This window comes from Pseudomonas germanica (genome assembly GCF_019614655.1).
GTDB classification, from domain to species: Bacteria; Pseudomonadota; Gammaproteobacteria; order Pseudomonadales; family Pseudomonadaceae; genus Aquipseudomonas; species Aquipseudomonas neuropathica.
The window spans coordinates 4,666,854-4,681,639 of the sequence record NZ_CP071586.1 but is presented as its reverse complement, the minus strand read 5'-3'; the positions used below and the strand labels follow the sequence as shown (position 1 = coordinate 4,681,639).

The 14,786-nt window shown below is 56.6% G+C and carries 13 protein-coding genes; 8 read left to right on the top strand and 5 right to left on the bottom strand.

From position 1 onward, the window contains the following. Window positions 1-7: 7 nt before the first annotated feature. Window positions 8-1,054, top strand: a complete 1,047-nt coding sequence (locus tag J0G10_RS20630; protein WP_220556608.1) for an acyltransferase family protein — start codon at window positions 8-10, stop codon at window positions 1,052-1,054. 186 nt (window positions 1,055-1,240) lie between these two features. Next, a complete protein-coding gene (locus tag J0G10_RS20625; protein ID WP_220556607.1) occupies window positions 1,241-2,371 on the top strand; it encodes an SGNH/GDSL hydrolase family protein in 1,131 nt (376 codons plus the stop codon). Between the two features lie 142 nt (window positions 2,372-2,513). On the opposite strand, the gene J0G10_RS20620 is transcribed toward J0G10_RS20625, so the two are convergent. Together J0G10_RS20620 and galU are read right to left on the bottom strand one after the other, a co-directional pair. Beyond that, complete coding sequence (locus J0G10_RS20620; RefSeq protein WP_095050491.1) at window positions 2,514-2,918, bottom strand: phosphohexomutase domain-containing protein; 405 nt, start codon at window positions 2,916-2,918, stop codon at window positions 2,514-2,516. A gap of 29 nt (window positions 2,919-2,947) precedes the next feature. Continuing rightward, window positions 2,948-3,781 carry a UTP--glucose-1-phosphate uridylyltransferase GalU gene (galU, locus tag J0G10_RS20615; protein WP_093433753.1) on the bottom strand — a complete coding sequence of 278 codons (834 nt, stop codon included), beginning with the start codon at window positions 3,779-3,781 and terminating at the stop codon, window positions 2,948-2,950. A gap of 389 nt (window positions 3,782-4,170) precedes the next feature. Here galU and galE point away from each other — a divergent pair, with 389 nt between their 5' ends. The 6 genes from galE (at window position 4,171) to J0G10_RS20585 (ending at window position 10,370) form a co-directional block, all read left to right on the top strand. Further along, on the top strand, window positions 4,171-5,187 hold the full coding sequence (gene galE, locus J0G10_RS20610) for a UDP-glucose 4-epimerase GalE (protein WP_095124338.1): 1,017 nt from the start codon (window positions 4,171-4,173) through the stop codon (window positions 5,185-5,187). 230 nt (window positions 5,188-5,417) lie between these two features. Further along, entirely contained in the window at window positions 5,418-5,654 is a 237-nt protein-coding gene (locus J0G10_RS20605) for a hypothetical protein (RefSeq protein ID WP_007910552.1), read from the top strand. A gap of 90 nt (window positions 5,655-5,744) precedes the next feature. Then, window positions 5,745-6,860, top strand: a complete 1,116-nt coding sequence (locus J0G10_RS20600) for a polysaccharide biosynthesis/export family protein (RefSeq protein ID WP_016985642.1) — start codon at window positions 5,745-5,747, stop codon at window positions 6,858-6,860. Window positions 6,861-6,871: 11 nt separating this feature from the next. Further along, window positions 6,872-7,537 (top strand): YjbF family lipoprotein, encoded by a 666-nt coding sequence (locus J0G10_RS20595; RefSeq protein WP_220556606.1) that lies wholly within the window; start codon window positions 6,872-6,874, stop codon window positions 7,535-7,537. Further along, window positions 7,537-8,295, top strand: coding sequence for a capsule biosynthesis GfcC family protein (locus J0G10_RS20590; RefSeq protein ID WP_220558882.1), 759 nt, complete (start codon window positions 7,537-7,539; stop codon window positions 8,293-8,295). Before J0G10_RS20595 ends, J0G10_RS20590 begins: the two co-directional genes overlap by 1 nt. Then, window positions 8,292-10,370 carry a YjbH domain-containing protein gene (locus J0G10_RS20585; RefSeq protein WP_095050495.1) on the top strand — a complete coding sequence of 693 codons (2,079 nt, stop codon included), beginning with the start codon at window positions 8,292-8,294 and terminating at the stop codon, window positions 10,368-10,370. Before J0G10_RS20590 ends, J0G10_RS20585 begins: the two co-directional genes overlap by 4 nt. Before the next feature lie 614 nt (window positions 10,371-10,984). Here the strand turns inward: J0G10_RS20585 and J0G10_RS20580 are convergent. The 3 genes from J0G10_RS20580 to J0G10_RS20570 form a co-directional block, all read right to left on the bottom strand. Beyond that, on the bottom strand, window positions 10,985-12,379 hold the full coding sequence (locus J0G10_RS20580; protein ID WP_220556605.1) for an undecaprenyl-phosphate glucose phosphotransferase: 1,395 nt from the start codon (window positions 12,377-12,379) through the stop codon (window positions 10,985-10,987). A 391-nt stretch (window positions 12,380-12,770) separates the two neighbouring features. Then, window positions 12,771-13,403, bottom strand: a complete 633-nt coding sequence (locus J0G10_RS20575; RefSeq protein WP_220556604.1) for a winged helix-turn-helix domain-containing protein — start codon at window positions 13,401-13,403, stop codon at window positions 12,771-12,773. Window positions 13,404-13,682: 279 nt separating this feature from the next. After that, window positions 13,683-14,423, bottom strand: a complete 741-nt coding sequence (locus tag J0G10_RS20570) for a winged helix-turn-helix domain-containing protein (RefSeq protein WP_095124342.1) — start codon at window positions 14,421-14,423, stop codon at window positions 13,683-13,685. Window positions 14,424-14,786: the final 363 nt, after the last annotated feature.

Below are 14,786 nucleotides of genomic sequence, written 5' to 3'. Positions count from 1 at the left end.
GTGCTTTATGTCGAGCAAGAAAAAGTCCCTGGAGATCGAAACCCTGCGCGGCCTGGCGTGCCTGTTGCTGGTGCTCTATCACGTCATCGGCCCGCTGGGTGGCGGGTTGAAGATCGATATCGGCTCGCCGTTCCGGGTGCTCGCCGATTCGATGGTGTACGTGCGCATGCCGTTGTTCACCTTCATCTCCGGGTACATCTATTCGATCTACAAAATCCGCGGCAATGACTTTTCCGCGTTCTTCAGCGGCAAGGTGCGCCGCTTGATCGTGCCGCTGTTTTGCGTCGGTGTGCCGTTCTCGGTGTTGCAGGCTGTCGGGCCGGGGGTGAACAAGGATGTCGGTGTGATCGACGCGTTGTTGTCGTTCTGGGTGCCGATCAACCACTTCTGGTTCCTGCAGGCGGTGTTCATCATTTTCATGTTCGTCGGGCTGCTGGAGTGGCGCGGGATGTTGCGTTCGGCGACGCGCTTGTATGGGCTGTTTGCGTTTGCGGCAGTGTTGTTTCTGCTGCCGCCGTTCAAGTTCGATGCGTTCGGGATCAACGGTGCGATTTATCTGCTGCCGTTTTTTGTGGCGGGGATGATTGGCCAGGAAAATGTCGACGTGTTGAAGCAGCGCTTCAAGGTGATCGGGCCGCTGGTGTTTGTGCTGATCTCGCTGACGCTGTTGTATGTCGCGGCGATTGATCGTGAGTTGATTGTCGATCGTCGCAGTCTGATTGGTTTGACCGTGGGTTGCGTGTCTTGCATCGCCTTGCTGTCGAGTGATATGCGCTCAAAAGCGCTGACGTGGCTCGGTGGTTATTCGTATGCGATTTTCCTGTTTCATGTGTTGTTTGCGGCGACGTCGCGGTTTGTGCTGGGACGGTTGGGAGTGAAGGATGAAAGCCTGCTGGTACTCGGTGGCTTGAGCTGTGGCTTGCTCGGGCCGGTGGTGTTGTCGATGGTTTTCAGCCGGTTCAATTTCACCTCTGTGTTGTTCCTTGGTGAGCGCGCGGCGAAGAAGAAACCGTTGGCGCCCATCACTCCGGTGCCGCAAACCCAAAGCAGCTAAGAGCTTCGCGAGCAGCGGATCTTTGTCGAACACAATCCCTGTAGGAGTGAGCCTGCTCGCGATTGCGGTCTGTCAGTCAGCATTTCATTACCTGACCCACCGCTATCGCGAGCAGGCTCACTCCTACAGTTGATCTGTGTACATCCCGGCATTCAGTGGGCCATTTCGGACTGAAGGAAATTTTGCATGTTGGCAGTAGATGACGCGCAACCCGTGGCAGCGTCGGTGGTTCAGGTGGGCGATGCCCGCGAGCGTTTTGCGCAGTGGCGTGAAGGCAAGGCTGGCGAGGTGTTGTCGGTCTCGGTGATCGGCGACAGCTACAGCGCCGGACAGGATTTTTACCTGAACAAACTGGTGCAGCGCGTGGCCGGGGAAGTGGGTTTTGCCGGGCCGGGTTACGTCGGTTTCAACCACGGCGCGGCGCTGGGCGGCACCCATTTCAAATACACCCGCAGCAGTGACAAGTACTTCGGCGGCGACTGGAAGGTTTCAGACCTGGGCCAGGCGAGTCCGGACAGCCGCACGGTGACAGGCCGTCCCGGTGCATGGTTGCAAGTGGATGCGAGTCCGACGCCGCGCATCGATACCGCTGTCACTCAGGCGAAACTGCTTTATCTGGGCAACGGCGAATCCAGCGAGATCCGCTACCGCTGGTCTCCCGCGCAAGACTGGCAACCCCTGAAGCTTGAAGGTTCGGGCGTGCAGGAAGTACCGCTGACAGGCCTCTCGGCAGTGAAAGACTGGTCCTTCAAACTGGAAGTGGTGAAAGGCGCGCCGACGTTGTTCGGCCTGTGGATGAGCAACGATCAGAATGGCGTGCGGGTTTCGAAACTGGCAGCCTCCGGTGCGGCCTCGGCGGACTTCTATCACCAGGATCCGCAATGGCAGGTGCAGTGGAAAGCCGCGGTGTCGAAGATTCCGGCCGACGTTTACCTGATCATGCTCGGCGGCAATGACCAGGGTTTCGGCGTGAAGCCTGCGCAGTATCTGCAGAACGTTCAGGGGCTGGTGGGCATGCTGCGCGAGATTCAACCGCAGGCGAGCATCAACCTGATCATGCGTCAGGACACCACGCGCTCCAGCGCTTACCCGATGTCGGCGTATGCGCAGGTGCTTGAGCCGTGGGCGCGAGAGCAACGTCTGGGCTACGCCAATCTGCAATGCGCGTTCGGCCCTGACGTCAAACGCTACTCGGCGGCGATGATCGGCCCGGACAAGATTCATCCGGTGCCGGCCACGGGCGGGAAGGTGATTGCTGATTACTTCTATGGCTGGATCATGGGCGCCAAGGATCGTTGCGACGCCTCCCCTAAATAACACGCAAACCCCAGAGCGGTGATCGTTCCCACGCTCCGCGTGGGAATGCCGCCCGGGACGCTCCGCGTCCCTTCGCTGGGTGACGCAGAGCGTCACTGGATGCATTCCCACGCAGAGCGTGGGAACGATCAGGTGAGGGGAGTTATTCGAAGGCGTCTACTTGCTCGAGCAACTCCGCAATCTTCTGCGGCATCAACCGCGTATCGCACCGAGTCTCAACGTTGATGATGATCGCCGGGTCGTTGCAGCAAATTCGCACGCGAAAACGCCAGTCACCGAAGATCACCTTCAGCCCATCACGGTCATCCATTTCCAGCGCCTGCTCGCCATACAGCTTTTTCAGATGAGCAAGCAGGGGATAGGGATCACGCAGCGGCCGGCGGATATCACCGGACGCCGGAAACACGCCAATCCGCTCCACCAGCAGAATCGTGCCCAGCCAGGACTCGTTGGCGCTGGGCAACGGCTGATGGCGGGACAGCCAGCTCATCACCCCGAGGTTACCCACCTCGCGTTCAATCTCTACGGAATGTTGTGCAATGTTCATGGTGGCCTCGTTGGGTGAAGGGAGCCGTCTCAGCGGCCCTTGAGATAGACGTTTTCGTAGCAGAAATTGGTCGCCTGCAAGTAACCCTCGGCGTCACCGCAGTCAAAGCGCAGGCCTTTGAATTGGTAGGCCAGCACGCAACCGTTCTGCGCCTGTTTCATCAGTGCGTCGGTGATCTGGATTTCACCGCCCTTGCCCGGTTGGGTGTCGGCGATCAGATCGAAAATGTCCGGCGTGAGGATGTAGCGGCCGATGATCGCCAGGTTCGACGGCGCGTCTTGCGGGGCCGGTTTTTCCACCATGTTGTTGACGCGGTAGATGCCGTCGGACATCAGCTCGCCGGCGATCACCCCGTACTTGTGGGTCTGGTCGGCCGGGACTTCCTGGATGGCGACGATCGAGCAGCGGAATTTCTTGTACAGCTCAATCATCTGCGTAAGCACGCCGTCACCTTCGAGGTTCAGGCACAGGTCATCGGCCAGCACCACGGCAAACGGCTCATCGCCGATCAGCGGACGACCGCTGAGAATCGCGTGGCCCAGACCTTTCATTTCCACCTGACGGGTGTAGGAGAAGGTGCAGGTGTCGATCAGCTCGCGGGTGCCGGCGAGGAATTTCTCTTTCTCGGTGCCGCGAATCTGGTGTTCAAGTTCGTAGCTGATGTCGAAATGGTCTTCCAGCGCACGCTTGCCGCGACCGGTGACGATGGCCATGTGTTGCAGGCCGGCGTCCCGCGCTTCTTCAACGGCGTACTCGATCAACGGCTTGTTGACGATCGGCAGCATCTCTTTCGGCATGGCTTTGGTAGCCGGCAGGAAACGCGTGCCATAGCCGGCAGCGGGGAACAAACATTTACGAATCATAAAAGTATCCTGGACAGTCATGGAACACAGGCGACGGATGCGAGCCATAAACAATGGCTGCAAGTTTCAATATTGATTGAAGGCCTACTTTAATACCTGAGTCAGGTTGTTAATGGCAATTAGTTGGGCCGGTAAAACATGACAATGTTATGAGATGTCGGCGAATGCTTTATTAGTTATTTTTAGTCGGTATCTGTTGATAGTGATGAGCGCACAGGGAGTGCTAATAAGTAACGAGCAATACAGTGTGACCTGCAAAAATATTTATTGCCAGTCATTGAACTAGTTTTGTTTTCGGTTGTTGTCGCCTGTTTGTGTGGAGTGTGACACATCTTCAATAAAACAGGCTTGACACGCTACTTGTCACTCATCCAAAGACGGATAGCACTATGAAGATTCTGGTAACGGGTGGCGCCGGCTATATCGGCTCGCATACCACACTTGCATTGCTTGAAGCCGGTTATGAAGTTGTCGTACTGGATAACCTTTGCAACAGCAGCGAAGCCGCGTTGCACGCGGTTGAAGGCATTTGTGGCAAGAGTGCCTGGATGATCCGTGGCGATGTATGTGACCGGGCACTGCTCGACCGGATATTCCGCGAGCACAACATCGAAGCGGTGCTGCATTTTGCCGGCCTGAAAGCGGTCGGCGAGAGCGTGCGCAAGCCGCTCGAGTACTACGAAACCAATGTCAGCGGCAGCATCAATCTGTGTCAGGCAATGGCGGCGGCGGGGGTGTTCCGCCTGGTGTTCAGCTCGTCGGCCACGGTGTATGGCGAGCCCGAGCAGATGCCGATCCGCGAGGATTTTCCCACCGGCAATCCGACCAATCCCTACGGCCAGTCCAAGCTGATCGTCGAGAATGTCCTGCGTGACTTGAGCCTGGCCGAGCCACGCTGGAGCATCGCCTTGCTGCGCTACTTCAACCCGATCGGCGCGCACCATAGCGGTCATATGGGCGAAGACCCCAACGGCATCCCGAATAATCTGGTGCCGTACATCAGTCAGGTGGCGGTCGGCAGCCTGCAAGAGTTGTCGATCTTCGGCAACGATTACCCGACAATCGATGGCACTGGCGTGCGCGATTACATCCACGTCGTCGATCTGGCGGACGGCCACTTGAAGGCGTTGCAGTCGATCTCCGAACGCAGCGGCATTCATACCTGGAACCTCGGCACCGGCGATGGCTACAGCGTGCTGCAGGTGCTCCACGCCTTCGAACAGGCCTGCGGGCAACCGGTGCCGTACCGGATGATGCCGCGCCGCTCCGGGGATATCGCCGAGAGTTGGGCCGACGCCTCCAAGGCGGCAAAAGAGCTGGGCTGGAAAGCTACGCGCAACTTGCAGGACATGGTCACTGATACTTGGCGCTGGCAATCGAATCATCCCAAGGGCTACTTGCGATGATGGCTATTTAGCTCAATGTTATTTTCAGTCAGGTTGTTAGATAACGTCGGGAAATTACACTGGTAATGCCTTTTGTAAATCCGTAGATATAAACCTGCCGTTCGACTTTTATCAGTTGGGTAAGACTGTGAAAGAACGACGGATCATGTTCGCGCTTTTTGCGGACTTGAACTCACCACCGCTAACTCAGGCCGGTTTTTTAACAGGTCGAATGTTAGAAAGGAGTTGATATGAAAAAAGTGATGGCAGTTGCCCTGTTGACGATGTTGAGCAACTGGGCTGCCGCCGCTGAAGCACCGTTGACAGCGGTAACCAATGTAGGTGGCAACGTGGCGGCTTCTCAAGCGCCCGCAGCCAGTACTGCAATGGTTGCCAGTGCTGTAGCGGCGTCTAACAGCGGTGGCAGTGCCAACGGCGGTACCACCGGTACGACGGGTACCACCGGTACAACCGGCACGCATAACTAACAGGAAGTTCTGTTAGTGCAGTACAAGGTCGCCCGACGCAAGTCGGGTGACTTTGTTTTTGGATTCGCCCTTGAATAGCGTAGTGCCATTATGACTCGTAGTGTTTATCTTTTAATGTTGGCAAGTCTCGCTTTGCAAGGTTGCATGTTTTCCCCCGGTCAATACCTCAGCACCAGTGACATCACCCGCCAGGGTGCCAGCGAAAGCAGCCGGGTCGAGCTGATTCCGATCACGCCGAAGCTGATTGCCATGAACCGCGCCACGCAGAAGCGTGAGTCGCTGCCGCCGGAGCTGTTGGCGACGCCGGCCGAATACCGCATCGGCAACAATGATGTTCTGTATATCACCGTGTGGGATCACCCTGAGCTGACGGCCCCGTCCGGCGCGCAACAACAGATCGATGCCAACGGCCGTCTGGTGCGCTCCGATGGCACGCTCTATTACCCGTTCATCAAGGAAGTCCAGGCCACTGGCCGGACCATCCAGCAACTGCGCTCGGACATTGAACAACGGCTGTCGGCGTTTATCGCCGAGCCGCAAGTAGATGTCGCGGTGTTGCGTTTCGCCAGCCAGAAAGTCGTGGTCACCGGCGCGGTGGCCAAGGCCGGCCCGCAAGCGATTTCCACCAATCCGCTGAGCGTGGTCGAAGCCCTCGGTTCGGCCGGCATCGACACCAACAACGCCGATTTGTCCGGGCTGTTGCTGACGCGTAAGGGCCGCACTTATCCGCTCAATCTCGACTCGCTCAATCAGCAGGATTCCGAGTTGCAGAACGTCTACCTCAAGGGTGGCGATCAGCTGTATCTGCCGTACAACGACAACAAGCGCATCTACGTGATGGGTGAGGTCAACCAACCGCGTGCACTGAGTTTCAAGACCGCGACGATGAACCTCACCGACGTGCTGGGTTCGGTTGGCGGCCTGGCTCAGACCACCTCCAATGGCAACGCTGTGTATGTCATTCGTGGCGTGGAAAACCTTGATGTCGAACCGGCGAAGATCTACCAGCTGGAAGCCGAATCGCCGACCGCCATGGCCCTCGCTTCGCACTTCGAAGTGCGCCCGCAAGACGTGGTGTATGTCGGGCCTGCGAACGTGACTCGCTGGAACCGTCTGATCAGCCAATTGGTGCCGTCGGCATCGATTGTCGGCACTGGCGCTTCCGCTGCGAAGAACTGGAGCGAATACAGTAACAACAGCAAATAAGGTCGCCGACTTTGAACATTTTGAAAGTTGGCCTGTGCCTGATGGCGGCCTCGTTGCTGTGCGGCTGTAACCCGCTGATGAGCGCTTCGTTAAATAACCTTAAAGCGGCGGTCGTCGGCCCGGATGAGGTCGACGTGTCGGCGTCTGAAGTGGCCGGGGTCAATTACCCGCAACTGAAACTGACCACGCCGTCCGGCTCCGGGGTGCTGGCGCTGGTGCGCGAACGGGAAGACCTGCAGTTCTGGGTCGCCTCCGGTAAACAAGTGTTACTGCTGCGCAATGGCCTCGCCGTACGCAGCATTGGCTTGGGTCTGGAAGGCGATCTCGATGGCACGCGGCTGGCCGATGACTCGCCGTTCAAACAGGGCCTGCATCACGTCGCTGACGGTTTCACCACGCGGCGCTGGATCGACCTCTACAAAGGTCAGGAAGTCGGGGTGATCGTCAACAGCCGCTTCTCCCGCCGTTCCGAACAGACCCTGCAGATTCTCGACAAGGAATACACCGTGCTGCGTGTCGATGAGCAGATTGACGCCCCGGCCATCGGCCTGAGCGCGACCAATCGTTACTGGGTCGACCCGCGTGACGGTTTCATCTTGCAGAGCGAGCAGCAGCTGACGTCGCAGTTGCGCGTCAAGGTCGTGCAACTGACCCCTGATCGCAGGCACCTGCCGTGATGCGCCTGAAAATGTTATCGGCGAGCTTGATGCTGGTCGCGAGTGTGAGTCAGGCGGCCGTCACGGTGTCGGGTGATGTCGCCAATCCCGGGCCGGTCGCGTTGCCACCGGGTGGGCGCTTGCTCGATGTGATCAGCGAAGCGGTGCCGAATGCCGAAGGCTATTGGCTGGCGGGCGGCTTGCTGCGGCAGTCGCTGATTGAGGCGCAGACACGGCTCAAGGTCGGTGTGCTGTTTGATCTGGATGTGCTGCAACGCATGTCGATGCTGTTCGACCGGCCGAGTCGGGCGGCACTGGCGCAGCGCATTGCCGAACAAGTGCGGCAGATGCCGGTAACGGGGCGGCAGATCGCCGATCTCGATCCGGTGGCGTTGGAAGTCGGCTTCGCGCGCAACATTCGCCTCGATGACGGCGATCGTCTGATCTATCCGAAGCGCGTCGACGAAGTGCAAGTGCTCGGTGCCGTCGCCGAGCCGTGCCGCTTGCCGTATCAGCCGTTGCAGGAGGCCCGTGAGTATCTGCAAGGCTGTTCGATTCTGGCCGATGCCGAAGCCGATTACCTGTGGCTGATCCAGCCCAACGGGGCGTCGCAACGTGTCGGTATCGCCCACTGGAATCGCGAGTCCGGACACTTTCCCGTGGCCGGCAGCAAGATTCTGGTGCCGTTGAAAAATGATGATCTTGATCCGCCTCTACCTGAACTGAATCAGCAGTTGGCCGAATTCATTGCCACGCAGCTGGCCGAGGTGGTTCATTGAAGTTACGTTTTGCAGCTGTGTTGTTATTGCCCTGCGGTCTGGCTCATGCCGAGCCGCGCATTACCCAGAATGACTTCGGTGGCACCGGTCTGCTGCAGACGCCGACCGCGCGCATGGCCCCGGCCGGCGAGTTGAGCGTCAACGCCAACCGCACCGAACCGTACAGCCGCTACAGCGTTTCGCTGCAGCCGCTGGACTGGCTCGAAGGCTCGTTTCGCTACACCGCGATCACCAACCGGCCGTACGGCTCGGAGGCCCTCAGCGGTAGTCAAAGCTATAAGGACAAGGCGGTCGACGTCAAAGTCCGGCTGTGGCAGGAAAGTCACTGGCTACCCGACGTGGCCCTGGGCTTCCGAGATATCGGTGGTACCGGTTTGTTCTCCAGTGAATTTTTCGTCGCCAACAAACGCTACGACAACTTCGATTTCAGCGCCGGGATTGCCTGGGGTTACCTCGGTAATCGCGGCGACATCGACAACCCGTTGGGCTACGTCAGCGATCGCTTCGATACCCGTCCGGCCCTCGAGGGCACCGGTGACGTCAACTCGGGTTCGTACTTCCGTGGCCGGCCGTCGTTCTTCGGTGGCGTGAGCTATCAGACGCCGTGGGATCGTCTCAGCCTGAAACTCGAATTCGAAGGCAACGACTACAAGCATGAGCCGAAGGACAACGAGATCAAACAGGACTCGCCGATCAACCTTGGCGCGGTATTCAAGGTGACCGATTCGGTCGATGTCAGCGCGGCGTGGGAGCGCGGTAATACGGCGATGTTCGGCGTGACCTTCCACACCAATTTCGTCAGCCGCAAAGCGCCGGCCAAGACCTACGACCCGACCCCGGAACCGCTGCCGGCGAAGGCACCGACCACGGCGATGGATCAGGTCAACTGGGCCAACGTCTCGCAGCGTTTGCAGCAGAATGCCGGCTACAAGGTCGAGCGCATTACGCAGCGTGATTCCGAGCTGATCGTCTATGGCGAGCAGCAGCGTTACTTCCATTCGTCCAAGGCTGTCGGGCGGGCGAGCCGGATTCTCGACAACAGCGTCAACGACGACATCGACTGGTTCACTGTGGTCAACAAGCGCTACGACTTGCCGCTGGAAGAAACCAGTTTGCCGCGCCAGACCTTCCGCGAGGTGATCAACAACGAAGAGCCGCTGCAGTCGCTGCACCGCACCACCGAGATCAACCCGGCGATGCCACACAACGAGAAGACCCTGTACACCGAAGCACCGCAGCATTTCAGCTATGGCGTGGGGCTGGGCTTCAAGCAGAACGTCGGCGGTCCGGATGGCTTGCTCTATCAATTGAGCGCCGATGCCGACGCTGAATACCGTTTCAACCGCAACACTTGGTGGAGCGGTTTGCTCAGTGCCAACCTGGCCAACAACTTCGATAAATTCACCTACGACGCGCCGAGCGGCTTGCCGCGTGTGCGCACGGATTTGCGTCAGTACCTGACCACGTCTAACACGACCATGCCGTTATTCCAGGTCAGCCATGCCGAGCAACTGGATAAAGACTGGTATGGGATGGTGTATGGCGGTTATCTGGAGTCGATGTTTGCCGGTGTCGGCGGTGAAGTGTTGTTCCGCCCGACCGGTGAGCGCTGGTCGGTGGGGGCGGATCTGAACTGGGTGCGTCAGCGCGATTTCGATCAGGGTTTTGCTTTGCGTGATTACTCGGTGGTGACCGGGCATGTCACGGCGTATACCGATTTGCCGTTCGATACGTTGGCGGCGGTTAGCGTCGGGCGTTATCTGGCCGGGGACTGGGGCGGTACGCTGGACATCTCGCGCGAATTCTTCAATGGCGTGCGTTTTGGTGCGTGGGCGACGATCACCACGGCGGGCAGTGCGGAGTATGGCGAAGGTAGTTTCGACAAAGGCATCTACCTGTCGATCCCGTTCGACGAAATGATGAGCATGTCGACCATGCGCCGCGCCAACCTGGTCTGGGCCCCGCTGACCCGTGACGGTGGTGCGCGACTGAGCCGCAGCTACCAATTGCACTCGATGACCGATAGCCGGGAAGGGGACATGTTTTATCGGAATTTCGAGAAGATCACGGAGTAAGCGCGGATATCCGAAGCACCTCTGAAACCTGTGGGAGCTGGCTTGCCAGCGATGAGGTCGACACATTCAATATTGATATTGGCTGACCCGCCGCCATCGCTGGCAAGCCAGCTCCCACAGGTTATGTGTCTAGTCACAAGGCTTGAGCCAACCACAAATCCCCTGTAGGCCTTCGCCTGCTCGCGATAGCGTCAAACCAGTCGACAATCCCTGTTGCCTGACCCACCGTCATCGCGAGCAGGCTCACTCCTACATTGGTTATTTGTCACGCCACAAATCCCGAGCCAATCCCGAATCCCTGTGGGAGCTGGCTTGCCAGCGATGAGGTCGGCACATTCAATATTGATATTGGCTGACCCACCGCCATCGCTGGCAAGCCAGCTCCCACAGGTTATGTGTCTAGCCACAAGGCGTGAGCCAAACACAAATCCCTGTGGGAGCAAGCTTGCTCGCGAAGGCGTCAGCACAGTCAGTATCATCATTGCCTGACCCGCCGCTTTCGCGAGCAGGCTCGCTCCCACAGTTTTTGCATCCATCCAAGATCCGATTCCATCCTCAAATCCCAGGCACAAAAAAGGGGACTTTCGTCCCCTTGCGGTATCCAGCTTCGAACCTCAGTAAATATCCTTCGACAGCAACGTAAACGGTGTCTTCACCAGGATCTTCAGATCCAGCCACAACGACCAGCTGTTGATGTACTGCAGGTCAATCTCGACACGCTTCTGCATCTTGTCGATGGTGTCCGTCTCACCGCGGCAGCCGCTGATCTGGGCCAGGCCGGTGATCCCCGGTTTAATCCGGTGACGCGCCATGTACGCGAGGATTTTCCCCGAGTAGTAGTTGTTGTGCGCGACGGCGTGCGGGCGTGGGCCGACCAGGGCCATATGTCCCTGCAATACGTTGAACAGTTGCGGCAGTTCATCCAGCGAAGTGCGGCGAATAAAGCGACCGACTGCGGTGATGCGCGAGTCATTACGGCTGGCCTGCTTCACGTCACGGTCATCGTGAACACGCATCGAGCGGAACTTCCAGACCTTGATCACCTTGCCGTTCCAGCCATGGCGATCCTGTTTGAAAAACACCGGGCCTGGCGAGTTGATCTTCACCGCCAGCGCAATGATCAGCAGGATCGGGCTCAGCGCGATGATCGCCAGAAACGCCACGGTTTTTTCCACCAGACTCTTGCTCAAAGCAGCGGTAGGGCGACTGGTCAGCGGGCTTTCGTTCAAGTAGATCGCCGGCAGACCGTCCACGACCTTCACCGAGTGATTGAGCAGCGTCAGACTGTTCAAGTCCGGCACCCACACCACGTCGACGTTGGCACCCAGCAAGTCACCATAAATCGCCTCGATTTTCGCGGCTTCACACAGCGGCAGGGTGATGTACAAGCGGCGGATGTCATGCGCCTCAATCAGCTCCAACAACTGTTCCTGATCGCCGACCACACGCGGTGCATCGGAATCCAGTGCAGACACATCGCCATTGCTGACCAAACCTACCAACGGCAGATTTTCCAGTTGGCTGAGCTTCTTTGCCAGACCCAGCGCCAGTTCGCCGGTGCCGACGATCAGCGTCTTGTGCTCGCTTTTACGCGACCGTTGGTAGTACTTGGAAAACGCATGCAGCGGAGCGTAGAGAAACGCCTGACCGAGGAAGCCATACACCGCCCAGCTCAGAATCACCTGCCGCGAAAACAGCTCATCGGCCTGGCAGACAAAGGCGATGCACGCCAGCGCCGCCATGGTCATCGACCAACCCATGAACAACCGACCGAGACCGGTCAGGTAGTTGTCACGCTTGCGATAAACACCGCTAAACGTATACGCCGGCACCGACGCCAGTACCGCCAGGGTTGCACACATCCGGTAGTAGAACGCGACCGTCCCGGTGTGCTGCTCGGCGAGTATGAACAACAGCGTCACGACAAAGCCTTGTGCCAGCGCCCATTGGCCCCAAAAGGTCAGTCCCTTGAGGCCTGTGCTTCGATTGATACTTAAAGAAAGATCCATACGGTATCCCCAAAAGACGTCCATTCAGGTTTCAACAGTTGAAATCCGAGTTGTTATGCAGACTTATTGTTTTTGTTTTAACGAGTGTCCTGAGGTAACAACATCGATATGCCGAACTGTCGTCAGTCAATAGACTAAGTTATTGGCTGGAATGGTGTCTGACGAGTTCTAACAAGATGGCACAGTGCCAATTTTTTAATAATTAAATAGAAGGGTGTTAGAAAAGGTCGTAGAGCGAGGGGTGAATAAAGTATGTTGTATTTGTTACTGTTGGAGGGTGGAGGCAGGGAATATTTACTTCAGGGAGGAAAATCAAGCCAAACAGAGTGCTCTTGTTGTTTTTGTAATCGCACTTTTTTCTGTTTGTTCTGTTCGTGGAGGTCTTGCGGGGTTACGCGACGACTTCCTGAATCAGGCAATAACCGCGGTTTCTGACAGCACGAAACAGTCGCTCACCATTACTGGCGCTTTTGAATTTGTCTTGCAGGCGACTCAAGCACATTTCCAGGCCGCGATATTGTTCCGGTTCTCGACCTATGCTGAGAATCAGCTCGTCACGACTGACAACACGCTCTTCATGGCTGAGCATTTTTCTGACCAGTGCTGTTTCCAGGCCAGTCAGGCTGATTTCGACATCTTCTTTGACCAGTGCACCCTGAGCGGGGTCGAGATGCCAGGTTTCATTGCCAGGCATATCACCTTCAACGGCAGGTGGCATGTCGCGGGATTCCCCGGTAATGACCGGGACATTCTGGAAAGGATTAGCCGATTGCGCGGCGCGCCATTCGGACTCGAGTGTGGCCACTATTCGCTGAGTATCGTGTTCGATACTGCGCGGGATATTTTTTCGACTGATGCCTGGATATGTGAACTCCATCACCATTGGAGCGGAAGAGGGCGAATCAACCCCTTCAAACGAATTGAAACGTTCACTGGACAGCATGCTCTCCAGTTCTCGTTGCGACGTTGTACTGTGAGTCACGACAACAAAATATTTCCTTGGGAGGGTTGTACTAGTTTCCATGTCTCTCTCCTGAATACATACCAAAATTGGCTAAAAGATAAATCGGCAGGCGAGCAATGACTTCCTCGGAAGTAATCGATAGGCAGGGTCTGGGCCCAAGATTGGCCCTCGATAAATTCCACTCGATCTGCTGCTATGTTATGGAGTTTTATTGTTATGGGGCGTGTTGTCGCGCTCATTCAATTGCTTGATTTCAAACAGGCGTGAAGCAGAACGGGAGCTATATGGTTGCATTAGACGATCCTTCGTACGTATGCAAATGGGATGGCTGCCCGAGAGTCAGGCAGTCGATATCAGACCCCGCAGCAGGCGATAGCCATAGCCGCGAATGCTCTGAATCGCGTTTGTACCATACATGTCCTTGATTTTTCCACGCAAGCGACTGATTGATTTCTCCAGCGCTCGAGGGTCGTAGAAATTGGTGTTGAGGCCCATGATGCTGGCGATTTCATCATGGCTCAGAATGTGATTACTGGTTTGCGCGAAGGCTTCGAGGATCTTCATTTCGGCAAACGAGATATCGAGTTTCTTGCTGGTGCCCATCAGGCAGATACGCGTCGGATCAAGCGTCAGATCGATATCGCGTTGCCATTCTTCGCTGTTGAAGAACTCGCCCAGCAACTCGGCGCCATCGTCGGAAAGGGTATTGAGCTTGATACAAACATCCGCGCCAGCCAGATAATATTTGATCTTGTTGAAGGCGCCGCGACCGGTGATGACCGCGCAAATGATTGGTTTCAAGTTGTCGCTGCGCAGGTTCTCGACCAGGGCAAGATTGTCTTCGAGGGCCTGAGGGCTGTCGATAACCAGGAAGATCGCTCGATACGAACCAGACTGTTCATTCAACTGATATGAACTAGTGTACGCGCTGGCTTCGAGCGCCATATCGGTACGTATATGCTGGGCGACTAGCGCTTTGAAATGTTCAGCCACGCCACGGGTACGACCCAGAGTAAGAACACCAGGTTCGTCGTTTGTCGGGCGCGGGCTTCTAGTCGCTAAGTTCGCTGAGAGCATCATGCATTGACTCGAATTAAGTGCTGACATCGGGATGTTAAAGCACCGGTTCTCATCTGTGACTGACAATTGGTAACATTCACGCGATTTTTAGACGTGGCTCCCGAGTTTTCTAACAATAATTAAGCTTTTCAAGCTTTTAGTTGATTTTCTCGGAGGGGTGAACTACTGCTTAGATGGTGGCGATATGCAATGGTGCCACTATTTTGAGCTTATTGCGATGGCTATCTCTATGTCTATCTGCCACTGTCTGGCCATCTCTGAATAATGTGATTTTGATCACACTTTATTGTCAGAGCAACTTTTTTTTGCAAAAGACCTAAATATTTTCTGCGTAGTTCGTCGGCCGACGATTATTAACATGGC